This window comes from Nostoc sp. NZL (genome assembly GCF_015714705.1).
In the GTDB taxonomy this organism is placed as follows: domain Bacteria; phylum Cyanobacteriota; class Cyanobacteriia; order Cyanobacteriales; family Nostocaceae; genus Nostoc; species Nostoc foliaceum_A.
The window spans coordinates 15,913-41,629 of record NZ_WBKL01000207.1 but is presented as its reverse complement, the minus strand read 5'-3'; the positions used below and the strand labels follow the sequence as shown (position 1 = coordinate 41,629).

General features: G+C 41.7%; 23 protein-coding genes and 1 pseudogene. 12 read left to right on the top strand and 12 right to left on the bottom strand.

Annotation, left to right across the window (positions count from 1 at the left end):
* Positions 1-82: 82 nt before the first annotated feature.
* Positions 83-514, bottom strand: a complete 432-nt coding sequence (locus F8R90_RS30560) for a ketosteroid isomerase family protein (protein ID WP_196513838.1) — start codon at positions 512-514, stop codon at positions 83-85.
* A gap of 370 nt (positions 515-884) precedes the next feature.
* On the opposite strand from F8R90_RS30560, the gene queG reads away from it, so the two are divergent.
* Both queG and F8R90_RS30550 read left to right on the top strand, forming a co-directional pair.
* Entirely contained in the window at positions 885-1,859 is a 975-nt protein-coding gene (gene queG / locus F8R90_RS30555) for a tRNA epoxyqueuosine(34) reductase QueG (protein WP_196513837.1), read from the top strand.
* Positions 1,834-2,469, top strand: coding sequence for an HAD-IA family hydrolase (locus F8R90_RS30550; protein WP_196513836.1), 636 nt, complete (start codon positions 1,834-1,836; stop codon positions 2,467-2,469). Before queG ends, F8R90_RS30550 begins: the two co-directional genes overlap by 26 nt.
* Before the next feature lie 145 nt (positions 2,470-2,614).
* On the opposite strand, the gene F8R90_RS30545 is transcribed toward F8R90_RS30550, so the two are convergent.
* The gene (locus tag F8R90_RS30545) at positions 2,615-2,989 is read right to left on the bottom strand and encodes a hypothetical protein (RefSeq protein ID WP_196513835.1); all 375 of its coding nucleotides are present in this window, start codon (positions 2,987-2,989) and stop codon (positions 2,615-2,617) included.
* A gap of 221 nt (positions 2,990-3,210) precedes the next feature.
* Here F8R90_RS30545 and F8R90_RS30540 point away from each other — a divergent pair, with 221 nt between their 5' ends.
* Positions 3,211-3,741 carry an orange carotenoid protein N-terminal domain-containing protein gene (locus tag F8R90_RS30540; RefSeq protein ID WP_190901885.1) on the top strand — a complete coding sequence of 177 codons (531 nt, stop codon included), beginning with the start codon at positions 3,211-3,213 and terminating at the stop codon, positions 3,739-3,741.
* 88 nt (positions 3,742-3,829) lie between these two features.
* Here F8R90_RS30540 and F8R90_RS30535 read toward each other — a convergent pair whose 3' ends face one another.
* Complete coding sequence (locus F8R90_RS30535) at positions 3,830-4,594, bottom strand: ABC transporter ATP-binding protein (protein ID WP_230967145.1); 765 nt, start codon at positions 4,592-4,594, stop codon at positions 3,830-3,832.
* Between the two features lie 807 nt (positions 4,595-5,401).
* Between F8R90_RS30535 and F8R90_RS30530 the strand changes: the two genes are divergently transcribed.
* Together F8R90_RS30530 and F8R90_RS30525 are read left to right on the top strand one after the other, a co-directional pair.
* On the top strand, positions 5,402-6,868 hold the full coding sequence (locus F8R90_RS30530; protein WP_196513833.1) for an efflux RND transporter periplasmic adaptor subunit: 1,467 nt from the start codon (positions 5,402-5,404) through the stop codon (positions 6,866-6,868).
* Positions 6,869-6,900: 32 nt separating this feature from the next.
* Positions 6,901-8,118 carry an ABC transporter permease gene (locus F8R90_RS30525; RefSeq protein WP_196513832.1) on the top strand — a complete coding sequence of 406 codons (1,218 nt, stop codon included), beginning with the start codon at positions 6,901-6,903 and terminating at the stop codon, positions 8,116-8,118.
* 37 nt (positions 8,119-8,155) lie between these two features.
* On the opposite strand, the gene F8R90_RS30520 is transcribed toward F8R90_RS30525, so the two are convergent.
* From F8R90_RS30520 to F8R90_RS30495, 7 genes and pseudogenes are all read right to left on the bottom strand, one after another.
* Positions 8,156-8,611 (bottom strand): response regulator, encoded by a 456-nt coding sequence (locus F8R90_RS30520; RefSeq protein WP_196513830.1) that lies wholly within the window; start codon positions 8,609-8,611, stop codon positions 8,156-8,158.
* A gap of 371 nt (positions 8,612-8,982) precedes the next feature.
* Positions 8,983-10,407 (bottom strand): NACHT domain-containing protein, encoded by a 1,425-nt coding sequence (locus F8R90_RS33245; RefSeq protein ID WP_230967143.1) that lies wholly within the window; start codon positions 10,405-10,407, stop codon positions 8,983-8,985.
* Positions 10,408-10,470: 63 nt separating this feature from the next.
* Positions 10,471-11,295: an NACHT domain-containing protein gene (locus tag F8R90_RS33240; RefSeq protein ID WP_230967142.1), complete on the bottom strand. Its 825-nt coding sequence runs from the start codon at positions 11,293-11,295 to the stop codon at positions 10,471-10,473.
* A 420-nt stretch (positions 11,296-11,715) separates the two neighbouring features.
* Positions 11,716-12,155, bottom strand: a pseudogene (locus tag F8R90_RS30510) (fasciclin domain-containing protein).
* 427 nt (positions 12,156-12,582) lie between these two features.
* Positions 12,583-13,185, bottom strand: coding sequence for a hypothetical protein (locus F8R90_RS30505; protein ID WP_196513826.1), 603 nt, complete (start codon positions 13,183-13,185; stop codon positions 12,583-12,585).
* A gap of 45 nt (positions 13,186-13,230) precedes the next feature.
* Complete coding sequence (locus tag F8R90_RS30500; protein WP_196513825.1) at positions 13,231-14,256, bottom strand: glucokinase; 1,026 nt, start codon at positions 14,254-14,256, stop codon at positions 13,231-13,233.
* 84 nt (positions 14,257-14,340) lie between these two features.
* Positions 14,341-14,988, bottom strand: a complete 648-nt coding sequence (locus F8R90_RS30495) for a histidine phosphatase family protein (protein ID WP_196513824.1) — start codon at positions 14,986-14,988, stop codon at positions 14,341-14,343.
* Positions 14,989-15,654: 666 nt separating this feature from the next.
* Here F8R90_RS30495 and F8R90_RS30490 point away from each other — a divergent pair.
* Positions 15,655-17,367 carry a putative bifunctional diguanylate cyclase/phosphodiesterase gene (locus F8R90_RS30490; RefSeq protein ID WP_196513823.1) on the top strand — a complete coding sequence of 571 codons (1,713 nt, stop codon included), beginning with the start codon at positions 15,655-15,657 and terminating at the stop codon, positions 17,365-17,367.
* 160 nt (positions 17,368-17,527) lie between these two features.
* On the opposite strand, the gene F8R90_RS30485 is transcribed toward F8R90_RS30490, so the two are convergent.
* On the bottom strand, positions 17,528-18,193 hold the full coding sequence (locus tag F8R90_RS30485) for a LuxR C-terminal-related transcriptional regulator (protein WP_196513822.1): 666 nt from the start codon (positions 18,191-18,193) through the stop codon (positions 17,528-17,530).
* A 112-nt stretch (positions 18,194-18,305) separates the two neighbouring features.
* Here F8R90_RS30485 and F8R90_RS30480 point away from each other — a divergent pair, with 112 nt between their 5' ends.
* The 3 genes from F8R90_RS30480 to F8R90_RS30470 all read left to right on the top strand — a co-directional run bounded on the left by F8R90_RS30480 (position 18,306) and on the right by F8R90_RS30470 (position 20,903).
* Complete coding sequence (locus F8R90_RS30480; protein ID WP_196513821.1) at positions 18,306-18,725, top strand: DUF6220 domain-containing protein; 420 nt, start codon at positions 18,306-18,308, stop codon at positions 18,723-18,725.
* Positions 18,726-18,782: 57 nt separating this feature from the next.
* Complete coding sequence (locus F8R90_RS30475; RefSeq protein WP_196513820.1) at positions 18,783-19,619, top strand: sulfurtransferase; 837 nt, start codon at positions 18,783-18,785, stop codon at positions 19,617-19,619.
* A 159-nt stretch (positions 19,620-19,778) separates the two neighbouring features.
* Positions 19,779-20,903, top strand: a complete 1,125-nt coding sequence (locus tag F8R90_RS30470; RefSeq protein ID WP_196513819.1) for a site-2 protease family protein — start codon at positions 19,779-19,781, stop codon at positions 20,901-20,903.
* Positions 20,904-21,181: 278 nt separating this feature from the next.
* Here the strand turns inward: F8R90_RS30470 and nagA are convergent, their stop codons facing one another.
* Positions 21,182-22,408 carry an N-acetylglucosamine-6-phosphate deacetylase gene (gene nagA, locus F8R90_RS30465; RefSeq protein WP_196513818.1) on the bottom strand — a complete coding sequence of 409 codons (1,227 nt, stop codon included), beginning with the start codon at positions 22,406-22,408 and terminating at the stop codon, positions 21,182-21,184.
* A gap of 92 nt (positions 22,409-22,500) precedes the next feature.
* Here nagA and purE point away from each other — a divergent pair, with 92 nt between their 5' ends.
* From purE to F8R90_RS30450, 3 genes are all read left to right on the top strand, one after another.
* Complete coding sequence (gene purE, locus F8R90_RS30460) at positions 22,501-23,019, top strand: 5-(carboxyamino)imidazole ribonucleotide mutase (RefSeq protein WP_196513817.1); 519 nt, start codon at positions 22,501-22,503, stop codon at positions 23,017-23,019.
* 264 nt (positions 23,020-23,283) lie between these two features.
* A complete protein-coding gene (locus F8R90_RS30455) occupies positions 23,284-24,063 on the top strand; it encodes a class II glutamine amidotransferase (protein WP_196513816.1) in 780 nt (259 codons plus the stop codon).
* Between the two features lie 402 nt (positions 24,064-24,465).
* Entirely contained in the window at positions 24,466-25,638 is a 1,173-nt protein-coding gene (locus tag F8R90_RS30450; RefSeq protein WP_196513815.1) for a sulfate ABC transporter substrate-binding protein, read from the top strand.
* Positions 25,639-25,717: the final 79 nt, after the last annotated feature.

The window sequence follows — 25,717 nt, the reverse complement described above, 5'->3', positions numbered from 1 at the left end:
TCATATGATTTATACGAATTTTCGATGTCTATATTTTGTGTTAGGTATGATCAAACATTACCTAAGCCTTGATACTTATTTACTAGTTTTCACGACGTAAAGAAAGTAACTCTTGGGGAGAAGCTAAAAGTTTGATTCTAGTGTAAAAAATTTGCCGTTGTTGGTTGAGGATAAATAGCCACAAGACATTCACACTACACCACGAAGTTTGTGCTTTGCCTGTTACCTGGACTTGGATCGTAGCGTTTTCTAAAGTCTCGGTTATTCCGGTGTTAGGATAAGCTTTAATGTTTTGTCCTTCTTGTTTTAAGTAGGCTGCGATCGCGTCTGTCCCCACAATATCAGATTCAAATGGTGGACGCATCACACCATCGACAGCAAATAAAGCAGCCGTTGCCTCGAATTCTCCTGCATTTAAGGTTTCAAAATAACGCAGTATACTTGTTTCTGTAATTCCCTCAATCTGGAATTCTTCTTTCAACTGCGCTGGGGATATAAATTCAGCAGAGTTCATAAAATTACCTGTATTATCCTAGCTGAATATTAATTTCAATACAAAAATAGGTAAAAAGAAAGCCGCTGTTGAGATAGATTGCTATATCTGTACAAATCTTCCTCACGATGGAAGTTTTGATTAACTCTTTACTTGCGGCAGAAATGAGGTACATTTTAGCCAGAGGCTAGAAACGAGATTTGAAAGGAGTTTTAGCTTAAGTTGACACTAATGGGCAATGCTCCTACTAATTACTTAGAATCTTTTCAAGAATTAGTTGCCAGAATATAAATAAAGTTTATATGTAAGATAGGCAACAAACATTAATAAAGTATTGACTACGTAATGTACAATAAAAATGCCTTTATTGAGGCAAAATCCAGATAAAAAAATGAATCAATATTCCGTAACAAGCAGCAGTGTAGTAAAAGAAAAAGCCAGCGAGTTGGGCTTTCACAAAGTTGGAATTGCTGCTGTAGATAAGGTAGATGCCACAGAAACGCAGAGGTTACAAGCATGGATTGAACTGGGTTATCACGCCGATATGGAATGGATGGCTAACCCAAAACGTCAGGATATTCACTTAGTGATGCCAGAAGCGCGATCGCTTGTGTGTGTGGCGCTAAATTACTACACACCACATCAACGTCCCGAAGGTGAGGAATACGCTAAAATTTCTCGTTATGGTTGGGGAAGGGATTATCACAAGGTGATGCATAAAAAGCTCAAGCAGCTAGCCACATGGTTAAAATCACTTGATGAAGGTGTATTAGCTCGTTATTATGCAGACACTGGCCCGGTGCAAGATAAAGTCTTGGCTCAACTTGCCGGAATTGGCTGGATTGCCAAGAATGGTAATGTAATTACACGCGAATATGGCTCTTGGGTATTTTTGGGAGAAGTGTTAACCAATTTGGAATTAGAGAGCGATCGCCCGCACACAGAACACTGCGGTAGCTGCACTCGTTGTCTTCAGGCTTGTCCTACAGGTGCAATTACTCAGCCTTTTGTTGTGGATGCTAATCGTTGCATTGCTTATCACACCATTGAAAATCGGGAAGAGAAATTGCCAGAGACAGTAGCATCCAATTTGCAAGGCTGGGTTGCTGGTTGTGATATTTGTCAAGATGTTTGTCCTTGGAATCAACGTTTTGCCCAAACAACTGATATTGAAGAGTTTCAGCCTTATCCTGGGAATATTGCTCCCCAACTGCTAGAATTAGCCCAAATCTCAGATCAGGAGTGGAATAAACGATTTCCAGCATCTGCCTTGCGGCGGATTAAGCCAGAAATGTTACGACGCAACGCCCTAGCTAATCTTGACGCATCCAGGCTAAATAATGACCCCGAAAGTAATTATTTTTGATTTTGATGGCACTATTGCTGATACAGTAGATGCCCTTGTAAGTATTGCCAATCGTCTAGCTGTAGACTTTGGTTATAGACAAATAAGCCCAGAGCAATTGGCCCTCCTTAAAAACTTAACATCTAGGGAAATTATTAAGTACTCAGGAGTTTCTCTATTTAAAATACCTTTTTTAGTTAAAAAAGTTAAAGGGGAATTAAAAAATAAAATCCCAGAATTAAAGCCAATTCCGGGAATTAAAGAAGCATTAATTGAACTCCAAAATGAAGGATATAAACTGGGAATTATCACTTCTAATTCTAAAGAAAATGTGATGCAATTCCTGACAATGAATGATTTAAATCACCTATTTGATTTTATCTACTCAGGAATTACGATTTTTGGTAAAACAACCATAATTAATAATGTATTAAGGCAAAATCAACTCCAACCTCAAGAAGTTATTTATGTTGGAGATGAAACTAGAGATATAGAAGCATCAAAGAAAGCAAATATCCAAGTGATTGCAGTAACTTGGGGCTTTAACTCACCAGAAGTACTAGCAAAGCAAAATCCAGATTATTTAATTCAGCGACCTAGCGAACTACTAAAAGTGATGAATGGTTGTTAATTAATAAATATTCAAAAGTCGATAGTGAAAATCTTAACTATGACAAATGGCCAAAACATCCAAGTAGGCAATGTCTATCAAGATCAAAAACTTCAATTATTTGTGACATTGCCCACCATACAAAATAGCAAGATATCAGGAAAAGTTAATTTTTCCGTTCACCTTTTTCCAAAGCCTTTTGTACTAGATCATCGCTGACATTAGTTACACTCTCAGTCTTAGAATTCCCAACTTCTTTGGCTAACTCTAAATAGTCATCAGGATTACCAGTTGACTGCGCTTCAGTTTTTGTCTCTTGTGGTTTAGAGGTTTTATATTTAGGTGCAGTAGCTGCTTCGGCTGCTGCTGCGCCTTCACCTGTGCGATCAACTTCACTAACGCTGAATTGTTGTGCAGTTGCATAATCAGCATCAAAATCGACGTTTGGTGCTTTTTCTTCACCACTAGCTATGCTTTCGGCAGCTAATTGAGCATCATGGGTAGGAGCTTCATTAACATTGGGCTTTACTTCATCAGGCATAATTAAATCCTTAGGTTAAATTTTTTATTGCTTACTTGAAAGAGCATAGCAAAGTAATTAATTCTTTTTATGCTCCCTTGGGAGAGACTTTACCTCTATTAAAAGGTAGATTAAAGCTGCGATTTGCAATTAATATAACTCTTTCTCTCGATAGTAGAAGCTGATGCTCAAACTTTGGTAACCCTTAGTTTGGCCTGTAAAATTTCTTTGGAAATAAAATTATGACTGCAAGTTACGATAAAACTATTTCTCAAGCCCAGAGCAATGAAACTCAAAAATTGGTAGATGCGTTTAACAATTTAGATACTGATGCAAAATTAGCGTGGTTCTATTTAGTTTATAAAAAAATGGGTGATTCTATCACCCCAGCTGCTCCCGCTGCTGCCGAACCAGAGTTGGCACCACTTCTGCTAAAAGACTATTTTGAGTTATCAGATGAGCAGCAACTAGATATCATGCGGGATATAGTTAACCGCAAAGATACAGAATATTCCCGTGCTTATGGGGCAATAAAAGAAAACAACCAGCTGTTAGTTTGGTATGCTTGGGCGGTAGCTATGGGAGATACGGTGGTTGACTTACCAGCTAGCTACGAGCCAACTAAGGCAATTAATGATTTGGTTTCTCAGATTGAAGGACTAGATTTTGATGAGCAAATTTCGGTGTTTCGGACAATAGCTGGTGAAGTAGGTTACACCGATGTTAAGCCGATCGCAACGCAAGCAGAAACTGGAAAAACGTCAAGTTTGTAATCAGCCCTGGCGACTAGAAGTCGCGGTTACACAAACAAAGTCCGCATACTGCTTGGCATAACTCGCAAGGTAGGCGGACTTTTATAACTTACGAGACAGCCAACTGACTCAAGTCAGATGGTGTGAGATTGGAGTGTACTACTTGACCATCGCGGAACCAAACGATGCGCTGCGTTTGACGAGCAACTTCTGGTTCATGGGTTACCATGACAACTGTAATTCCACTAGCATTGAGTTCGCCAAAAATATCTAAGACTTCTTGGGTTGTGCGCGAATCAAGTGCACCTGTGGGTTCATCGGCTAAGAGTACCACGGGACGATTAACGATCGCACGAGCGATCGCTACTCGTTGTTGTTGTCCACCAGATAGTTGAGTTGGTTTGTTGTTGAGGCGATTTGCTAAACCTACTCGTGTTAATGCAACTGTTGCGCGATCGCTTCTTTCTTTTGGGTTCACGCTAGCATACACCATCGGCAACATCACATTTTCTAGGGCTGTTAGTTGGGGCAATAAATGGAATTGTTGGAACACAAACCCCAGCTTTCTATTCCGGATGTGTGCCAATGAGCGATCGTCCATTTGGGCAACATCAAGGTTATCTAAGTAATAATGTCCACCTGTGGGACGGTCTAGACAACCGATAATATTCATGGCTGTGGATTTACCAGAACCTGAGGGCCCCATGATTGCACAATATTCGCCCTGTTCCACAATTAAATTGACATCATTCAGCGCTCGTACTTCTGTTTCGCCAGTACCATAAATCTTGAAGATATTTTCTAGTCGAATGATTGCTGGTTTCGGTAAAGGATTAGGAACCAGGGAATCAGTAATTGTAATAGTGTTTGCCATAAAGAGATAGGTAATCTTGGACTGGGAAGAGAGTAGCTTACCAGTTGTCACTATAGTAACTATCGTCACTCAGAATATACTAGTTTTTATCTGCCTAATGGGAGCGATCGCTCTCCTAATGCTGCTTGGATACGTCAAGAAAGATAGGATACATCAAGCATTTTGAGAAAGCATTTAGATTTAAGTATTTTGCTTATTGATTCGACTTTATTTATTTTTTCGATACAAGCCCGGAGTCTCTGCTTTTGGACTTTGCGTCTATGTCAAGCATAAAGCTTCAATACTGCAAGCCTAGTATCCTAAGTATTGTGGCTTTTTTCGTGCAACGTGGCGATGCCTGCGGCGGGCTACGCCTACGCTAAAAATTTGCCAATTAGAAGCAAGCAAGCTATGGGTAGCACCAGATTTCAGCCTGGGGGAAATAAAGCGCAGCCTCACTTGTAACCTAAAGTTTTACCTAACAATGTGGCTAAAGTCACCCATTCAGGTGAAGGCATACAGATGTGTAATACCTATTATGAAGGAAGATTAAGCAACGATGAAGCTAATTATGCGTCTAGTTGTTAGTTTATTAATTAAAGATTTAATCCAAAAATTTTAACAACTCCCCATTCCTCCACCCGCCCTTTAATATTTATGTCCGCTCAATTAACCATAGTTAAGAGCAACCCCAACCACTCCCCGCTTGTGGGGAGGGGAGTAAAAGCGTAGTTTTTGCTATTTGGGGTGCCTTTGCTATGGGCAATTCGATGGGCATCATCTAACTACAGGCTACTTCCATAAAGCAAGATTTATAGGCTTCTAGATATGGCTACGCACATAGAAATTCCTGTTATTGGCAAAGTTAAGTATCCATTACGCTGGCTGATGGGGCTGATAGCAGGGGGTGTCTTAGTTGTTGGTACAGCCACAACCTACACTCTGGTAAATCAAGGGACAAAAGAAGACATTGCTCAATTAACTGTGCCAGTAGCAGCGAAAAACGTCACCTTGCGGATTACAGCTAGTGGCAAAGTCGTGCCAGTTCAGAGCGTAAATATTAGCCCGAAGAACCCTGGAGTGCTGTCGCAATTATATGTGGAACAAGGCGATCGCATTCAACAAGGGCAAATTCTCGCCCGGATGGATAGCGCAAGCATTGAGGCCCAAAGGAGCCAGTACCGTGCTAACTTAGCCCAAAGTCAAGCACAACTAGCCCAAGCCCTTGCTGGTAGTCGTCCTCAAGAAATTGCTCAAGCTAAGGCACGGTTAGCACAAGCTCAAGCCCAGCTAGCCCAAGCTAAGGCTGGTAATCGTCCCCAAGAGATTGCTCAAGCTCAATCCCAAGTGGATGCGGCTCAAGCAAAGGTGAATTATACCGGTGAACAGGTAAAGCGTTACCAATACCTGTACAAAGAGGGAGCAGAAAAAAAACAATTACTCGATCAAGCCATCAGCGAAGACAAAAGCGCTAGAGCCAGTTTAGAAGAAGCTAAAAAACGATTGTCGTTAGTCCAAAGCGGCACTCGAACTGAGGAAATTGCCCAACGCCAAGCGGCTGTGAATGAAGCACGGGCAGCATTGGTACTGTTGGAAGATGGCACTCGTTCTGAAGAAATTGTCCAGCGTCAAGCAGCTGTTGCTGCAGCTGAGGCTCAATTGAAGGGTGTGCAAGTGCAGTTAGATGAGACTATTATTCGTGCTCCTCTTTCGGGAATTGTGACGCAAAAGTATGCTAACGTGGGCGCTTTTGTAACACCTACAACCTCTGCTTCTACTAGTGCGTCGGCAACTTCTAGTTCAATTGTCGCCGTAGCACGCGGTTTAGAAGTATTAGCTCAAGTTCCCGAAGCCGATCTTGGCAGAATTAAACCGGGACAGCAGGTGGAAATTATCGCTGATGCTTATCCCGATCAAGTTTTTAAAGGTAATGTGCGCCTAATTGCTCCAGAAGCAGTAGTGGAACAAGGTGTGACATCCTTCCAGGTGCGGGTTGCTCTGAATACTGGTACAGATAAACTGCGTTCTGGTTTAAATGTGGATCTAACTTTTTTAGGCGATCGCGTCAATGATGCCTTGGTGTTACCAACGGTGTCAATCGTCACCGAAAAGGGTCAAACTGGTGTACTTGTACCAGATGCAAACAATAAACCTCAATTCCGCGAAGTTACAATTGGAGCGCAAATCCAAGATCAAACTCAGATTGTAGGGGGAGTTAAAGAAGGCGATCGCGTTTTTGTTAATCCACCTAAAGACTACAAAATCGATAAGGCGAAAGAACAGAATAATTTGTAATTCGTAATTCGTAATTCGTAATTATTTAAGATATGAATTTTTTAGAAAGCATTCAAATGGCGGGGAAAACCCTGCTGTCAAATAAACTGCGTAGCGCCCTTACCATGCTGGGTATAGTTATTGGTAATGCCTCAGTAATTGCCATGATTGGTATTGGCGAAGGTGGGCAAAAGTTCGTGAATAAACAGCTGGAGTCATTAGGGCCAAATGTGCTGTTTATACTGCCAGGTAATCAAGAAACTCAGCGTATCTCCTTTGAAGTACCAAAAACTTTGGTGTTACAAGATGCCGAAGCGATCGCATCTCAGGTACCAACAGTAGTAGGAGTTGCGCCAGAGTTAAATAGAAGACAGGTAGTTACATACCGCAATAGAAACACTGATGTTAACATCATTGGCACAACTCCCAGTTTCCTGTCGGTGCGGGATTTTGAAACTGCTAAAGGCAGGTTTTTCTCTGAAGTAGACATCAAGCGAAGTAACCAAGTCGTTGTTTTAGGTGGAGACTTAGCAGAAAAACTATTCGGTAATAGTAACGCTATAGGTCAGCAATTGCGAGTTGGAAATACCAGCTTTCAAGTGATTGGGACTTTAATAGCTAAAGGTTCCAGCGTGGGAGCAGATTATGATGATGCTGCTTTAATACCAATCACGACTTCAGCAAACCGACTTGTGGGAAAGAATTCTCCCTATGGTATCGCTTTAGATTATCTTGTTGCTGCCGCTCGTGATTCAGAGAGTGTGGATGCAGCAGAATTTCAAATTGCGAATTTGTTGCGTCTACGGCACAAAATTAATGGTGAAGATGACTTTACCATCCGCTCTCAAAAGGATGCTTTGCAAACTGTTGGTCAAATTACAGGTGCATTGACAATCATGCTAGCAGCGATCGCCGGGATATCGTTGTTTGTCGGCGGCATAGGCATCATGAATATTATGCTTGTCTCCGTCACCGAACGCACCCAAGAAATCGGATTGAGAAAAGCGATCGGCGCAACTGAGCAAGATATTTTGCTACAGTTCATCATTGAGGCAGTAATTGTTTCAGCCGCTGGCGGTTTAGTTGGCACTGCGGTTGGTATCAGTGGCATTCTATTAGTGGGAGCTTTTACTCCCTTAGAAGCAAGTCTTTCTCCTGTAGCGATTACTATGGCAGTTGGTGTTTCTGGTGGTATTGGTTTATTCTTTGGTGTTGTTCCCGCACGTCGCGCTGCTAAACTCGATCCAATTGTGGCTTTGAGAAGTGCTTAGTAATCACAGGAGGTAAGCAAACTTCCGGCACACTCTACTAGTGTAAAACTAATACATCGGGGCAAGAATTTTTTGCTACATCTTCCTGTACTTGATTCCTAATTATGGAAACAAATTTGTCAAGGTCGAATGGTTTGAGTAAATATTCCTCAAACTCTACATCTGGAATTTGGTCATGAGTACCTGTGGTAGATGTTGAAGTCACAATGATTGGGATATGATTTCCATTGTCTGCTTCCATAGCACTCAATGTATTTAGCAATGTATAAATACTTTCACCTAAAAACCTAATTTCACAGACAAGAATATTGGGCGTGAACCAACTCAAAATTTCTAAAGCTTCTTTTACGGAACCAGCAGTAATTACATGTGCGCTCAAGTCTTTGAGTAAAAATGCGTACAAATCTCTACTGTCGCGATCGTTGTCTACAATGAGTACTTCTACACCTTTGAGTATCCCAACTGTCAAGCAAAAGCCATTGATTAAATTCATAACAAGACCTGCCATTAGGACTTTAAGTGCAAAGTGATCTGAAAAATCCGTAAGTAGAGATGCGAAATTGCACTGGGCTTCTCTACGAGACGCGATCGCTAACGCGTCTCTTGTTTGTTCGCTCAAAAGGTACATTCATTGGAAACGTTTCCGTACCACTCTAAGTAAGCTATGCGCAGCTTCTGGCTCAGGAGAAGAGTAGTTACAAAGAAAAGTACCGAAAGATGGATTTTTGCTAGAAATCAAATGAAAAACTTTCTGTAATATGGCAAGGTGTTGTTTGATTTACTAAATTAGTTGATTAACTACGATACAAAACGTAATAAAAACTAATTTGGTAGCCAACCTATTTGCATAATTAACCAAAAGAATTATTGCCATTCCCTGTCCTCAAGTTCCTTCTGAGGCAACAATAAAGTGGCTTCAATTTCCTGCCTAATAGCAGCCGTCACTTCACAATTGCTATGCAGGCAATCGAGTAGTAACTGATTAGCATCATAGTAGCGTTGCAGCACTTGCTGTTGCTCAAGGCTAAACTGCCACTGGTGGTTAATGTTGCGGTAATTAATTACCGTCATGTTTAACTGTTTAGCCCAGGCTGAATAGTTCGTTTGCCACCATAGCCCAAACCGTTCTTGACTTTGACGAGAATTTGGTAATTGGTCAGAGAGTTGTTGCAGAGATTTATAAAGTCCAACATCCAGAACAATACCCAGAATGTTCGAGAGAGCATCTCCGCAGGCGTGGATGTGGGCAAAGTCTTGGCTCCCTTCAATTGCACACTCTAGCAGCAGGTTATTTAATGCCGCATCCAGAAACATTCCCTGGTCGAGGCTGCTGGCTAAGGCAAAGTGAGAAGCTATGTTAGGAGTCCGACTCAATGCTAGGTAAAATGCTCGAACTGTCGCATCTTTTGATTGGCTTGGAATAGTACGAGATTTTTGGCTGGCCCAGGTCAAAAACTCTTGTAAATAAGGGTCTTGGGCAACCAGTGCATCAATCTGTTGCTTCATCAACTGTACCAGCCCGTCTGCACTCCTGAGCATGGTAGCTGTTAACAAAAAGATTTCGCGCCAGTGCGGGTCAGTGATGTGACCCACTAGCCCTCCTAACGCTTGCTCCAATGCCTGTAGGTTATGGCTGGCAACGATTTTCCTTGCCGTGAAGTATTCTTGAAATGCCAGATAGGAGAAGGAAAAAATTCCCCGCGCCCGTTCTGCCAGTAGCCCATGTTGAGCCTCGATTGCTTTCAGCGCCGCTTCGCTTTCTATTTGCAGTTCCTCTGCATCCATTGGCACGTTAGTCAGATTCTGAATATACTCACCAATGTATTGCTCAACGATGCGTTGCTCAAAAAAGTACTGACTCTGCTCAAATGTCGCCGCTGCAATCTGACTCAATAACTTGAGCTTTTGTGGTAACAAAAACCCTCGATAAACCTCATCCCGTTCAATGCCTCTGGCTTCATCCCATTTGCCCAATAGAAGGTCTAAACCTTGCTTATAAAAGTCAGTCCGCTTAGTCGGAAATTTGTCTTGACCGTGAAACACCCAGCAGGCAAGATGCAGAAACAGGGGCGTAACGACGAGTTGGCGAAATTGCCAGTTTTCATCTAAGTCTAACTTCTGAATAAACTGAACTGATTGTGCCTGACCATCTTGAATATTTGTCTTGGTAAAGGCTACAAACCATTTTTGAGCGAAAGCGATGATTTGTTGTGAGGTAAATGGGGCAATCTCAACATCAGTAAAGCCTCGGAATCTGAGCTTTTGAGCTGCTGTTCGACAGGTCGCCACCAACTGATTTTTGTGATACTTATCTGAAAATCTGCGAATTTCGCTTAAGACAGCATTGCTTTGTTAATTAAGAACTTCATCCATGCCATCAAGCAACAATAACACTCTACCTGCACTAAGCAAGGTTTCGATTATTGACGGATCTGAAATTCCAGATATAAGAAACTCTTGACGGATGTAATTTAATAGGCTGAATTCGTTGCTAACTTTAGATTCTTCCGCAAAATTTCTCAGTGCAATGAAAATAGGAACCTGACTGGCTGCAAATGCACCTTTGTTACATTGAATGGCCAGATGTTGCAAAAAGGTGGTTTTACCAACTCCTGGTTTTCCTAGCACCCTAAGCTTGGGGTAGGTTTCTACTGCCCGCATACCGGGTATTTGTTTCAGGGATACTTCACCTAAGCCAAAGTGGTCAAATTCTTCTCGATTGAGGTTTTGGATGTCAGCAATTTCTAACCACTGTTGACTAACAATTTCCTCCAAAATATTCACATCAATATATATGTCATTGATCGCAACGGGACGGCTAATATCCAATAACTGCAAAATACCACACTGGTCTTGAATTTTGTCGAAGCGTTGCGATCGCACTTGTTGCACTAATGCATCAATATCCAGGACAGAGGGCTTGCTGTATTCTTCTAGTTCCAAGAATTCTGCCGGAGGATTATTAGCAATCTCCCGCCAATTCAGTTCCAGCACCAAACAAATTTCAATAAAGGTATGACGCTCAACCGGACGACCACTGAAAAACCGCCAAATTGGTTGTCTCGTCTTGAGGTTGACTTCTACTGCTAGATTGTCTTGTGTCCATCCCTTGAGAGCAAATGCTCTTTTAGCCTGTTGAATCCCAGTGAGTGATGCTTGGAGCGATCGCTTGACCATAGGACAAAAACCCTGCTCCTCAAATCATGAACTTTAACTTTTATTAATATCTGCAATACTATAGGTTTTTATATGATACTAGCATTTTAACTGCTTAAAGTTATACAAAATCCCAGAGTTACTCTCAAGTTTTTAAATTTTTGCGACAAACTCAAACGTTATACATTTATCTTATACATTACAAGGTTTGCCAATGCTGAATTCAAACAATGCTTCGTTTTTAAAACATAAATTGCCAAATTAATTTAGCTGATGTTGTTTTTATTGCTCAGGCAAATTTGAAGATAAATGATGTCGCCGTTTAAAAGTATTTACTAAGTGAAACAACCTCAAAAAATATAAAATGAACCTCTCTCCTCTTAGGAGAGAGGTTTAGAGAGTGGTATAACATTTAACTTGCTTGAGTTCCTGAAAACATATCTAGACAGTCGTGAGGTAGTGACTATAAATAGTTTTTAGACTACACACGTTATTATTTATACGTTTGTTGACTGAGGAATCAACAATGATGTGGATGACACCGTTATCATCAACAGCATCGGGTTGTGAGGCTGTGATTCATAATCTGGATTGAAACTATTGAAAGGGTTAATTTTAAAACTTGAGCCTTCAATCGACTTTATGGGCATCACCTTGCCGGAAACGATGTGATATGTCAGGAGTTCCTGGAGTTTATTAATATTGTTAAGCAATGTCTCTACAGTACCTGTTGGAAGCTTTGCAAAAGCTTGATCTGTGGATGCAGAGGAGATAAACGAGTCAACACCTTTGAGAGTATCTATCAGATTGGCAGCCTTGATTGCATCAACTAGCGTACTAAAAGAACCAGAAGTAACGTCAGTATCAGTAGTATGAGCCATTTCTTTCACTTGGTTTTATTTAATTTAGTAATGAATAGTTGTTAGCATGACATCCTAGTGTTAGAAATCATGTTTGAGTAAGCGCTTGATAAGCGTATAAGTTGTATAATATAAGCTAAAAAAATTAAATAATTAAAATACAGCAGAATTTAGTAGTTAAAAATTTGGAGTCAATGGAAAAATCTTGTTAGCCACAATTCAATTTTTTTATATGGTTTGCCTACATTATATAACCTGTGATAGATTATACACTACTTTTTTAAGCTAGTTTTGTGGGTTTGTAGTAAGCATTTTAGTGCTTAAAAAATAAGGACTAAAGTCCTTACTACAAACTTGTTTACCCATCAGTTTAAACTTTATAGACGACTACCTAATTATGAGCCACGCAATTGATTCCAAGACTAATATGGTAGAGGTTTTAGTTATTTCACTTTTTCAAAACTACATGGAAAGAATTTAAATACCCAGTAATGGTTTTAGCTAATGTCTTCTGCTGTTTTTTTGTGGTTATTGCCATTACTTGATACAATCTTCCTTCAGCAACATACATTCTACTCTTAGTGATTTTCCCCCCAGAATTGATGTACTCAATTTCTTTGCCAGGATGATTATTGGAACTACGAATATTTCGTTGACTAATTAAATTACTTTTCGTAGTCTTTAAAGCCATATCTCGTGCATTATTAAGTACAGCCTGCGGATCAGCCATTTCACCGTAACTATAAGGAAAATCATTGTAAGTAACTACATAAGCTACTTGCTGTTTTGGTGGTTGAGCGACAAATATTTCTAAGTTAATTTCCCCCATATAAGTTTTTTGGTATTGGGTATTTCTGCTGGGGCTTCCCGGCATCAAAATAGAAAAGCGCCCATCTGGAGGGGTGTATAACTTCCATTGTGGCTGCACGGGTTGGGAAACGGTTGGTTTGACAACAGCCGCCGGAGGTTTGGGTTGACGCGCTTCCACAAGAGCAGATCCGCCACAGACAAAGGTGGCGGCAATTAATGGCAACAGACTTTTAATTGTCATAAGTTTTACTTTTTGAGATGCTAATCTCACTGATGATGCTAGCTGTTATAACCTAGCAGCACATAAAGCAGCACCTATTAGCCCCACTTGCGGGTTGAGGATAATATACACGGGTATTTCTTCGAGGAGGGAGCGCATCCTGCCTTTTTGGGTGAAATTCAATAAGAAATCGCTGTTTTGGATTAAGGGTAGGATTTTGGGCGCAATCCCACCAGCGATGTATAAGCCACCATAAGGTAGGAGTTTCAGGGCGAGATTCCCGGCCTCTGCACCATAAGCGTCTATGAATAATTGCAAAGTTTGTTCACAGAGGCGATCGCGTTTTTGTAGTGCGGCTGTACCAATGGCAGCACCGGGATCAACACTTTTCTCTTCCTGTCCGGCTTCTTGTTCCCAAGTTCTGACGATTTGGGCAATATCTGGTGATTCGCTGGCAAATTTGCGATCGCGCAAAAATTGGTAAATTGCCACAATTCCCATGCCAGAAACCACACGTTCCACAGAAACGCGCTGGATATCATGTTTACCTAGCAGGTATTTCAACAGTTGAAACTCTATCTCGTTCCGAGGGGCAAAGTCAGCGTGTCCACCTTCTGAGGGAAAGACTTGATAGTAGTTTCCCTGTTTAACTAAAAATCCTTGTCCTAAGCCAGTACCAGCACCAATAATTCCAATGGGGGCTTCGGGTTGAGATTTGCCAACTTGCAACATCAGCAAGTCTTGTTTTTGTAAACCTAAAATGCCATAGCCAATCGCGGCGAAGTCGTTAATCAAAGAAATTTGTGGGATACCCAATTCTTGTTGTAGACGTTCGGTATCCAGGAACCAGACCAAATTGGTTAGCTTGGCAGTATTTTTGACAACGGGCCCTGCGATCGCAAAACAAGCTTTTTGTGGTGTTGGTGTATTAGCTTTGACCAAAAACTGCTGCACTATCGGTACTAAATCAGGAAAATCGGCACTGTGGTAACTTTCCTGAAAAATAGTATGTATTCCTGGTGAATCTGATGTTTCAACCAATCGCAGAATAGTTTTCGTACCGCCGATGTCTCCTGCTAGTAATAAAGTCATACAAATTATTCGTGAATTAATTACTTTATTTGTAGGATATACCCAACGTAGCGAAATTCATGATTGAAAATCCTGATCAGAGATTTAGGCAAATCGAATCACTTCTTCTATGTGGGTTAAATGGGAAGTATCTCCCTTTAGTTCTAACAACCATTCTGGATCTTCACGCACGACTTTTACTAAAGAACATAAAGAAGCTTTGACTTCTGTTTTGGCAATTTCCCCCACTAGCCCCATTGCCCCCCCCAACACAGATGCACCATGTGCTACTAGCAGGATATCCTCTGGAAAGAACTCAGCAGCTAAACATCTAGCAGTTTGCCCAGAACGTTCTCGCACTTTTTCGTGAGTTTCAGGATATTTGGCCGCGATGCGCGAAGTATAGCTGGTGTCAATTTTGGGGAATAATTTTGCTAATGCTGGAGTTGAGAGTCTTTCGGGTTCTTCTGTCATCCAAACTGGATTTAGCCATTCACTCAAGCCTGTCTCCAATTTGATCGGCAAGTTGAGCACCTCTGCAACTGCGTTTGCCGTCTGTACGGTTCGCAGGAAAGGGGAGGCGAAAATATGGGCAATATTTTCTTTTTTCAATCGTTTAGCTAACTGTTGTGCCTGCACCATACCATCATCAGACAAGGGTGGATCGTAGCGTCGTTCGGCAGTGAGAAACCAATCGGGGTTTACGAAATCTAGGCGGTTAGCGTGTCTTGCGATCCAGACTATTTGACTCATGGGTTTAATTATTCTGGTGAATAGAATTCGCCGCTAAACAAATATAGATATCTGCAAGGAGGGCTGCAAATATTAATATATGACAAAATTTGTAATAAATTGTAATAATATCAATGATTTGGAAAAGTTATCACTGGCATCAGTGTAGTTTTGCTTAAAGCCTTTTTAGCCAAATCTCTAAAGCAATATCGACTAAAAGCTCTAGAGAGTTAGTTCCACTCAGAATAAATTTTTCGTATTTTTGATAGCAGATGCGTGAGCATTAATTTAGTAATTCACCCTGCATAAATCTTTTAATAGTTACTATAAAGGTTGGATATTCATACATATTCAAACCTCTGTTTTTATCAACTAGCTCTATCTTAAATTGCGTTAACTAATGCTGTGACTGTACCTCAGTAGACTGATAATTACTATATATCAAATTAATAAAAACAAATACTACTGTCAGTGTAATAATCAATACGATCTTGTTTTTGATTTTTAAATTAGGTTTCACGGAAACTTTATCGTTATGCATATCAAGTAGAAACCTATATTGGGAAACATAATATATAACCTGATTAGGGTTGGGTTCCATGAGAGCTAATTCCACTAGATTTTGAACCGAAAATACTTTTTCCCAGGATAACTCGGAACTAATTTGCCAACTATCGAACAGAATTTATGAAGTTCAATCACAAGCTCTACCTTTATTCATTCCTAGCTCATTTCGGATGGCTCAAGAAAAGTTACACCGCTAAAATCATGTTGGTGGCTTTTTTGGGTACTCATGTACCACTTTTGACTTTACTCTTGAGTTTCGTCATCTCCAACTCCTATTCTTGGGAGATGGCGGCGCGAGTTATGATTATTGCTCTGTTGGCGACGTTAGCAGGTACGGCCGCCACCCTCTATGCACTAAACCATCTCCTCAAACCGGTCATTTTGACATCTGCTGCATTGCAAAATTATCTGAACACCAAAACCCTACCTGAATTGCCGACAGAATTTGCCGATGAAGCAGGTACATTAATGGCGGATACCTCACAAACTCTTCACAAATTAGATGGGTTAATTCACTACATCACTAATTATGACGACCTGACTGGATTGCCTAATCGTGATTTATTCCGCGATCGCGTCAATCAAATTCTATCCAAACCTGAAAACAACCAGCGCCTTGTAGCTGTCTTTTTGCTAAGTATTGATGATTTCACTGGGATGAGTCACGGTTTAGAGCATAAGATAACAAATTTGTTGTTAAGAGCAGTTGCCCAGAGGTTATCAACCTGCATAACACAAACAGATATTCTTGCCCATTTGAGTGGAGATGAATTTGCCCTTGTCCGCATAGAGATTGTTTCTTTTGAAAGTGTGATTAAGCTATCTCAAGTGCTGTTGAGTACCCTGAGCAAACCCTTTTCTATTGAAGGTGACTTGATTCATATCACCGCCAGCATCGGCATCACCCTTAATGATCTAAATGATAGCAATAGCGTAGATCAACTCTTGCAACAAGCTCATATAGCACTTTACCAAGCAAAGCAGCAAGGGCGTAGCCAATACCAATTCTATTCGCCAGAAATTAATGCTCAGTTGCAGGAGCGACTGACCTTAGAAAAAGAATTACATGGGGCGCTTGAGCGCAACGAAATGCTGGTTTATTATCAACCCCTGATTGATTTACACAGCAGACAAGTTACAGCTATGGAAGCGTTGGTTCGCTGGCAGCATCCTACATTAGGTTTGGTTTCTCCAGCAAAGTTTATTCCGATTGCAGAAGCCAATGGTGCGATCGTACCAATTGGCGAGTGGGTTTTGCGAACTGCTTGCGCCCAAAACCGTGCTTGGCAGCTTGCTGGATTTACTCCAATTCGGATATCTGTGAATTTGTCATCTCGACAGTTTGAACAACCGTATCTGGTTGAGATCGTCAACCAAATTCTTGAGGAGACTGGACTCCAAGCATCTGATCTGGAACTGGAAGTAACAGAAAGCTTCTTGATGGGTGACATTGAGCGATCAGTTAAAACCTTAAAACAATTACGAGAACTTGGTATATGGTTGGCCCTAGACGACTTTGGCACCGGTTATTCGTCCCTAAACTACTTGAAGCGCTTTCCTGTGAACATGCTCAAAATTGATCGGTCATTTGTGCAAGATGTCACGTCTAATCCTGATAGCGCCGCCGTCACCGATGCGATTATTGCCCTAGCAAAGAGCTTGCGGTTGAACATCACGGCAGAGGGTATAGAAACCCAAGAACAGCTTGACTACCTGCAAATGCGTGGATGTGACGAAGGTCAGGGTTTCTACTTCAGTCGTCCTGTCCCTGCTGATATAATTACCCCGATGTTGCAGAAAAGTTCTCAGCAAATGGAGACAATTACAGCATAGGTAAATGCCTAAGCCTGAGAGTCACCCCAATACGGTTCGGATAAGTAATCTTCACCTTCCTTGTAGTTTGGGAAAAGGTAAAGGATGTATTCAAAACCTTTTCCTTTTCCCCTTCAGCCATTTCAGTTGAATTTTGGTAGAAATGTTTAGCATAGAGCATTTATTTTGAAACTGTGGAAAGCTTTGCAACCATGTGAGCACGAGATGAAACCTCAAGCTTCCGAAACATTCTTTTTAAGGCTTGCTTGACAGAGTTTTCAGTAATCCAAAGTTCAGCACTAATTTCTGCATTGGTTTGTCCTTGAGCCACCAAGGAAGCAATTTGCATTTCACGAGGCGTTAAACGCTCTGTCTGTAATAGTAGTGGTTGTTGCAATCGCGTCATTGCTACCCAAGTAGAAATGTGCAGACAAAGCGCACTTAAATCTGTGAGATTTTGTGAGTCGAATGCAGGCATTCCTTGCTCACGGGTACAACCTACCACGCCCACTAACTGACCATTGCTGACAATTGGCCCTGCCATGACGTGCCAGTGGTCAGCACGAGGACAAATCAACTGCCATGTCTTAGGTTCCACTACTAAAGCTTCATGAACAGGGGCATGGCGTTCTACCAAGTAGCGCACAACTGGATTGTATTGGGGTGATAATGCAATTTGCAGTACTTTTTGAATATTGCTGTCAAGTAGAGAAATTTGGGCAAAGAAAAACAGCCCACATCGTGTAGCTGAAAAATACTCACTCATTTCTGCGGATATGTGCGATCGCAATGTCTGTTCATTTTTAGCTTGAGCAATTGCATGAAATAGAGTTTGTAATGCAATCATGATTAGCAAATTGTACCCGTTCGAGGTCTAGGCGCAGTATAGCAACCAGACCTATCTTATCTTTAGTCACATCAAGTCTTTTGCTTTGTTTGCTTTTTTGGATTACTTAACCATGACTGTAAATTCTGGCATTGATGATACACAGATATCCAAGCGCTGGATTCAAATTAGTTTTTTTATCGCAGCAGTGTTTTTCAATCTCTGTTTAGCAACCCAAGTATTCAGTGTTGGACTGGCTTACTTTTACAACTCTGATTGGTGGAACCTGCATATTTGGCTCGTGCGAGGATATAGCGGACTCTCACTAATTTTGTCGATATGGGTGTTTTTGATGCCGTTTCCCCCAAGAGTCCAGAGCCTTACAGCAAGTATCCCAGTGCTACTTGGACTGCAATTTCTCACAATTCACTTGAAGACTTCTTTTCCTTTAGCAGTCTTCCACCCACTTATCGGCTTTTCCTTATTCTCTATTTCCACAACCCTAGTTCATCGGACATCGCATATCGTATTTCCCAAGCACAACCAAGACTAAATCCGAAGAGTAAACACAACTTTCAATTTTTTTCGCGCTATTACAGGAGAAATACAAGTGTCTCAATACGCTCATCCATCCGTTCTTGTTGATACCCAGTGGCTTACAAATCATCTCAACGATCCCAACATCCGCATTATCGAAGTGGATATGAGTCCAGAGCCATACCAAAATGCTCACATACCTGGCGCTATTTTCTGGAACATTTTTAAAGACTTACTATTGCCCGATTTTAAAATGAATTGGGATGCGCGAGCTTTTGAGAAGCTGATGGCACGTTCAGGCATCACCAATGACACGACAGTGATTGCCTATGGCAGTTATCCTGGAACCGGAGCCTGGATTTTCTGGTTGTTGCAAGTCTTTGGGCATAAGAATGTAAAAGTTCTCAATGGCGGCTATCAGAAATGGAAGTCAGAAAGTCGTCCGCTAGCAACTGAGTTATCCACGTTTTCTGCTACTGATTACCGAGCCAAAGCTACTGATGCTAGTCTGAGAGTATTACATGATGAAGTTAAAGCATCAATTGGTCGAAGCGATTGCGTGTTGTTAGATGTCCGAACACTTCAAGAATACTGTGGCGAGTGGTTTTTCGATCAGCCACCAAAAGCAGATCAACTTACTGGACATATTCCAGGTGCAGTCCATCTTGAGCATATCTTAACTCTCAATGAGGATGGAACTTTTAAATCATTCGACGAATTGAAAAATCTTTATACCAGTAAGGGCATTACGGCTGATAAGGAAGTGTTTCCCTACTGTGCCATCGGTGGGCGTTCTGGATATACCTGGTTTGTCTTGAAGTATTTATTAGGCTATCCGAATGTCCGGAATTACGATGGCTCTTGGAATGAGTGGAGCCGCCTGCCTGATGTAACTATAGAGAGGCAGTGAGAGTTGCTTGGGATGCTCCCAATATTACCAATAACCGCACCTTTACGGACGGACACCACTACCGTCAGAAAGATTAAAAGCTCTTAACATTTCGTTACACTAAAGACATCGAGAAGGACGAAAGCAAACCTCTCGAAGCTGAAATCAAAGGTGAACGACATGAATGGCACAATTCGCGTTGGTAATCTCTTCGGAATACCCTTCTATATCCATCCGTCATGGTTTTTAGTTCTGGGTTTAGTAACTTGGAGCTATAGCAGTGGACTGGCGGCACAATTTCCCCAATTGTCTGCGGGATTAGCTTTGCTATTAGGACTGATGACAGCGCTGATGTTATTTGCCTCTGTCGTCGCTCATGAATTAGGCCACAGTTTTGTTGCGATTCGTCAGGGTATTGATGTCAAATCTATCACATTGTTTATATTTGGCGGTTTAGCTAGCTTAGAAAAAGAGTCAAAAACCCCAGGTGAGGCTTTTTGGGTAGCGATCGCTGGCCCTCTAGTAAGTTTACTACTGTGCGGTATCGTTACAGTTATTGGTGTTACTACTACTGCATCAGGGCCGTTAGCTGCAATTCTTGGTGTTCTAGCTTCTGTTAACTTGGCATTAGCCCTGTTTAACCTCATTCCTGGCTTACCTTTAGATGGTGGGAATATACTGAAAGCCATTGTTTGGAAAATTACAGGCAATCCTTATAAAGGTGTGACCTTTGCTAGTCGAGTTGGACAAATCTTTGGTTGGGTAGCAATTCTTTCAGGTGTAGTTCCCCTACTATTATTTGGCAGCTTCGGTAACTTCTGGAACTTGTTAATTGGCTTCTTCTTGTTGCAAAATGCTGGTAATGCGGCTCAATTTGCCAGAGTGCAAGAAAAACTCACAGGTTTGACAGCCGAAGATGCTGTAACTCATGATAGCCCGATTGTATCTGGTAATCTTACCCTAAGAGAGTTTGCCGATGAGCGGGTCATAAGTGGACAAAACTGGCATCGATTCTTAGTGACTGACGATGATGGACAATTAGTAGGTGCGATCGCAGTTGATAATTTACGAAGCATCCCCACAGCATTGTGGTCAGAAACTCAAGTAAAAGAAGTCATGCGACCAATTGCCGAATCTACCACAGTTCAATCTGATCAACCTCTGCTGGAAGTTATGCAGGTACTTGAACAACAAAAGTTATCTGTGCTTCCCGTGATTCGTGAAAATGGTGTCCTAGTTGGAATTTTAGAAAAAGCTGCAATTATCCAGCTACTTCAAAGCCGAACCCAACCGAACCCTGCATAATAATTACTAATTCGTAATGACGCTCGCGGACTCGCTACCGCTACGCTAACGTAATTCGTAATTCGTAATTAAAGCTTCGACTCCACTCAGGTTAAAGGGAAAGGGATAATAAAACCTTTCCCTTTTCCTGACTTTGGTAATTAGATTTAGATAGGGTTGATACCAACAGATAAATTCCAACCTCCTGCCTTCTTTACCATCTCTGCATTTAAGCTCATCCCATCCCTTTTTAGGGGGTGGGATAACACGAAAGACTGATGACTGATGACGGTTGACGGTTAACAGTTAATGGCGGCGGGGCGGCTATCCCTGACACCCCAAGCAAGTGGGCTTTCCGCCGCCTTGGTGAGAACACGTTGCCAAGTTAATTCTTTTGTATTTTCATCCCAATGCCAGCGTAGTAAATTAGCGGGTTGACTCTTGGCAATTACTGGTAAACCAATCGCTTTTCTCGGTGCATTAGTCGCTAAAGCGATCGCACTTTCTACGTCACAAATTCCCCACTTGGCCAAATTCTGTACTCCCACCAATAACGGTAAAGTTGTCCCTGATAAGGTGCCATCTGGTAGTCGTGCAGTGCCGTTTTTAACTTCAATTTGGCGAGTATCCCAAGGATATACACCATCGGGTAGCCCCAGAGGTGAAAGGGCATCGCTGACCAGGAATAGCCCTTTTTCTTGATAGCTAGCGCGAAGTAAAATTTGCAGCATCGTGGGCGAAACGTGCTGGCCATCAGCAATAAAACCACACATCACATTAGGATGAGTAATTGCTGCCCCTAATAATCCTGGTTCACGATGATGTAATGCCGGCATGGCGTTGAAAGCATGGGTTACCATTGTTGCACCCTCGTCAAAGGCACGTTGTGCTTGGGCTGCTGTTGCCTGAGAATGTCCTAAACTGACTGTAATTCCCAGAGAACGCAAATATGGAATTACTTCACCAGTGGGATCTAACTCCGGCGCTAAGGTAATGACTTTCACAACATGAGCATAATTACTCAAAACCCGCTTTATCTGATCAATTGTTAGAGGTAACAAATACTCTGCTGGATGTGCGCCGCGCTTTTGGAAATTTAAAAATGGGCCTTCTAGATGTACTCCAAGAATCTTGGCACCAGCTTGTTGATTGGGCAGAACCTCAGCAAGAATAGCAAGCGATCGCTGAATCTTTTCTACTGAAGTTGTCACAAGTGTCGGTAGAAATCCATCTACCCCGACATCCCACAAAAATTGTGAGATTTTCGCCAGCAAGTGAGCATTTTCAGCAGTCAAATCGGGAAATGCCAAACCCAACGCACCGTTAATTTGCAAATCAACGCCACCCAATGAAATCCAGTCGCCAGCAACATCTATTATGGATGCACGGCTGTGCGCCTCTGTTGTAACCATTGGCAAGATTTGCTCAATTATGCCCTCTTGGTTAACCAAGAGCATCTGTAAATCTTTGTAACCAGGCACTCTAGCATTGATAATATCTACAGGATTTTGTGTTGCTTGGGTCATCACACGGGCTAAGGAATAATTAAACCTGACCCGATTTTAGATGGAACCATCGGCTATTAATCCAAAATCCAAAATCCAAAATCCAAAATTCTATGACTCCCTTAGTTGGTATTATCATGGGCAGCGATTCCGATTTGCCCACCATGAAAGATGCGATCGCAGTTTGTGAAGAATTTGGCGTTGAAAGCGAAGTGGCGATCGTTTCTGCTCACCGTACCCCAGAACGGATGGTGCAATATGCTCAACTTGCACACCAACGCGGTATTAAGATAATTATTGCTGGTGCCGGTGGTGCTGCCCATCTGCCTGGGATGGTAGCGTCTTTAACTCCACTTCCTGTTATCGGTGTTCCTGTACCCACGCGGAACTTACAAGGTGTGGATTCTTTGTATTCTATTTTACAAATGCCTGCGGGTATTCCTGTGGCAACAGTGGCGATCGGTAATGCCAAAAATGCCGGACTTTTAGCAGTACAAATCCTCGCAACTCAGCAGCCAGAATTACTAGAAAGAGTTCAACAATATCGCCAAACTCTATGTGAATCAGTAATTGCAAAGCAAGCAAAACTAGAAGAATTAGGCTATGAGCAATATTTACAGCAAATGCTTTAAGATAATTCGTAATTCGTAATTCTTAATTCGTAATTCGTAATTCGTAATTCGTTAAGAAATCTTAACAGCACAACAGGGGAGATGAGGGAGATGAGGGAGTGGGGGAAGAAGAACTATTGATTGTTGACCAGTCCCCAATCCCCAGTCCCCAATACCCAATCCCCATGAAATTCCAAGATTGAAGCGATCGCTCCAGAATCAATGCAGCATTCTGAAGTATCTTGATCCTGAGGCCTTAGTCAAAAATTGAGAGCTACAACATCCATGTGCCAATTGCTCGGAATGAACTGCAATGTTCCAACGGATATTTGCTTTTCTTTTGAAGGGTTTTCTGCACGGGGAGGAAAAACGGATGATCATAGCGATGGTTGGGGCATTGCTTTCTTTGAAGGAAAGGGATGTCGGATGTTTTTAGATGCCCAACCTTCTGTTGCTTCTCCTGTCGCGGAGTTGGTGCGGAGTTATCCTATCCACTCAACCCATGTCATAGCCCATATCCGTAAAGCCACTCAGGGTGAAGTTGCCCTACACAACTGCCATCCTTTCCGCAGAGAATTGTGGGGTCAGTATTGGGTGTTTGCCCACAATGGTAATTTGCCAGATTTTGAACCAGAAAATTTGGGCTTTTATCAAGCCGTAGGTGATACCGATAGTGAAAAAGCATTCTGTATGATGCTAGAAACATTGCGATCGCGCTTTCCTGAGGGTAAGCCTGACATCAAAAAACTATATCCTGTACTGCAAGAAATTAGTGATGAAATTGCAAAAATAGGTATATTTAATTACTTATTATCAGATGGAGTACACTTTTTTGCTTATTGCTCAACCAAACTCAGCTACATTGTCCGCCAAGCACCCTTTGCAGCTGCCCATTTAATTGACCAAGACATGACCGTAGATTTTCGAGAGGTGACTACTGAACGCGATCGCGTCGCTGTCATTGCCACCACACCCCTGACTGACAACGAAGTTTGGACACAAATCCAACCGGGAGAATTACTAGTTTTTCAGGACGGATTACCTCTGAAATATGTATTCAGTTAAAAGTCTGATCCTGTTGGCGAATTCAAAAATTAATCAGATATTTTTCCCATTTAGATATTTTCTAGATGGGTTTTGTTTTTCATAACTTGATTTTGTTCCACTGGGTTTAAAAAAGGCGATGTCTACGACGGGCTACACCTACGCTAAAATATACTCTCCTCAAAAATTAGCTATTCCCTAGCAACTTGCTTGATAGATTAAGTAGCAGATTGTGATGGCAACTTGATAGTTGAAAATAAAAGCATTGTAATTCCTCACAGAACTGGTAGAATCACCATATTCTTGATAAAGAATGTGATGTTTTTTGGTGTTTATAACTATATACATGGAATCATCCAGTATTATAAACACTATATAACTGTATTCCCATCAATTATTTGTAGATTTAATGGAGGAAATGGAATGAGTTTATGGCAACGCCCACTGAAAAGGTTACAAGCGATGTCTTACGACAAGCTGCTTCACATCTACGCTGAACATAAAACCAATCGGTTCAGACTCAATTGGCTCAAAAGCTTTGTATCGCTATTTTTAGTAGGGACTGTTTTGAGTGTGGCGCTTGCCGCCTGCTCCGGTGGAACTGGGAGTAATTCTTCCACGGAAGCCCCGACTGCGAGTCCTGTGGCTGCAACTAAGGGTAATGTTGAACTAACCCTCGTTTCTTTTGCAGTTACCAAAGCAGCTCACGAAGCCATCATTCCTAAGTTTGTAGAACAGTGGAAGAAAGATCATAACCAAACTGTTGTCTTCAAGCAAAGCTATGGCGGATCTGGTTCCCAGACTCGCGCCGTTATCGATGGTTTGGAAGCAGATATTGTCCACCTGGCACTAGCTGGAGACACGCAAAAGATTGAGAAAGCTGGCTTGATTCAACCAGGATGGGAGAAAGAAGTTCCCAACAATGCGATCGTCTCCAAATCTGTAGCGGCGCTAATCACTCGCTCAGGCAATCCTAAAGGCATTAAGACCTGGGAAGATTTGGTGTCAGATGATGTAAAAATAATTACTGCTGATCCGAAAACGTCAGGCATTGCTCGCTGGAATTTCTTGGCACTTTGGAACTCTGTAATTAAAACTGGTGGCGATGAAGCTAAAGCTACAGAATTTGTCACCAAGGTTTACAACAATGTGCCAATCTTGGCCAAAGATGCGCGGGAAGCCATTGATGCATTTGCCAAGCAGGGCCAAGGGGATGTCTTGATTAACTACGAAAACGAAGTTATTCTGGCACAACAAAAAGGCGAAAAAGTTGACTATATCGTTCCCGATGTGAATATATCTATCGACAACCCGATCGCAGTGGTAGATAAAAATGTCGATAAGCATGGCAACCGCGAAGTTGCTGAAGGTTTTGTCAAATTCCTCTATACTCCAGAAGCACAAGAAGAGTTTGTTAAATTAGGATTCAGACCTGCAAATGAGCAAGTAGCCCAAACTAAAGCAGCTACAGATAAATTTCCCAAGGTGAAAACTTTGGGTACAGTTTCAGACTTAGGTGGTTGGGAAGCAATTGATCAGAAGTTCTTTGCAGATGGGGGTGTATTTGACAAAATTCAATCCCAAAAGAAAAGGTAACTAAATAATTCGTAATTCATAATTCGTAATTCGTAATTCTCGCCTTCTCTACGAGACGCTACGTGAATGGCGAGAAGTA

Excerpts from the sequence above, each read along its gene's own strand:
- F8R90_RS30560 (WP_196513838.1), bottom strand. The coding sequence starts at position 514 with ATGAACTCTGCTGAATTTATATCCCCAGCGCAGTTGAAAGAAGAATTC.
- queG (WP_196513837.1), top strand. The coding sequence starts at position 885 with ATGAATCAATATTCCGTAACAAGCAGCAGTGTAGTAAAAGAAAAAGCC.
- F8R90_RS30550 (WP_196513836.1), top strand. The coding sequence starts at position 1,834 with ATGACCCCGAAAGTAATTATTTTTGATTTTGATGGCACTATTGCTGAT.
- F8R90_RS30545 (WP_196513835.1), bottom strand. The coding sequence starts at position 2,989 with ATGCCTGATGAAGTAAAGCCCAATGTTAATGAAGCTCCTACCCATGAT.
- F8R90_RS30540 (WP_190901885.1), top strand. The coding sequence starts at position 3,211 with ATGACTGCAAGTTACGATAAAACTATTTCTCAAGCCCAGAGCAATGAA.
- F8R90_RS30535 (WP_230967145.1), bottom strand. The coding sequence starts at position 4,594 with ATGGCAAACACTATTACAATTACTGATTCCCTGGTTCCTAATCCTTTA.
- F8R90_RS30530 (WP_196513833.1), top strand. The coding sequence starts at position 5,402 with ATGGCTACGCACATAGAAATTCCTGTTATTGGCAAAGTTAAGTATCCA.
- F8R90_RS30525 (WP_196513832.1), top strand. The coding sequence starts at position 6,901 with ATGAATTTTTTAGAAAGCATTCAAATGGCGGGGAAAACCCTGCTGTCA.
- F8R90_RS30520 (WP_196513830.1), bottom strand. The coding sequence starts at position 8,611 with ATGAATTTAATCAATGGCTTTTGCTTGACAGTTGGGATACTCAAAGGT.
- F8R90_RS33240 (WP_230967142.1), bottom strand. The coding sequence starts at position 11,295 with ATGGTCAAGCGATCGCTCCAAGCATCACTCACTGGGATTCAACAGGCT.
- F8R90_RS30505 (WP_196513826.1), bottom strand. The coding sequence starts at position 13,185 with ATGACAATTAAAAGTCTGTTGCCATTAATTGCCGCCACCTTTGTCTGT.
- F8R90_RS30500 (WP_196513825.1), bottom strand. The coding sequence starts at position 14,256 with ATGACTTTATTACTAGCAGGAGACATCGGCGGTACGAAAACTATTCTG.
- F8R90_RS30495 (WP_196513824.1), bottom strand. The coding sequence starts at position 14,988 with ATGAGTCAAATAGTCTGGATCGCAAGACACGCTAACCGCCTAGATTTC.
- F8R90_RS30490 (WP_196513823.1), top strand. The coding sequence starts at position 15,655 with ATGAAGTTCAATCACAAGCTCTACCTTTATTCATTCCTAGCTCATTTC.
- F8R90_RS30485 (WP_196513822.1), bottom strand. The coding sequence starts at position 18,193 with ATGATTGCATTACAAACTCTATTTCATGCAATTGCTCAAGCTAAAAAT.
- F8R90_RS30480 (WP_196513821.1), top strand. The coding sequence starts at position 18,306 with ATGACTGTAAATTCTGGCATTGATGATACACAGATATCCAAGCGCTGG.
- F8R90_RS30470 (WP_196513819.1), top strand. The coding sequence starts at position 19,779 with ATGAATGGCACAATTCGCGTTGGTAATCTCTTCGGAATACCCTTCTAT.
- nagA (WP_196513818.1), bottom strand. The coding sequence starts at position 22,408 with ATGACCCAAGCAACACAAAATCCTGTAGATATTATCAATGCTAGAGTG.
- purE (WP_196513817.1), top strand. The coding sequence starts at position 22,501 with ATGACTCCCTTAGTTGGTATTATCATGGGCAGCGATTCCGATTTGCCC.
- F8R90_RS30455 (WP_196513816.1), top strand. The coding sequence starts at position 23,284 with ATGTGCCAATTGCTCGGAATGAACTGCAATGTTCCAACGGATATTTGC.
- F8R90_RS30450 (WP_196513815.1), top strand. The coding sequence starts at position 24,466 with ATGAGTTTATGGCAACGCCCACTGAAAAGGTTACAAGCGATGTCTTAC.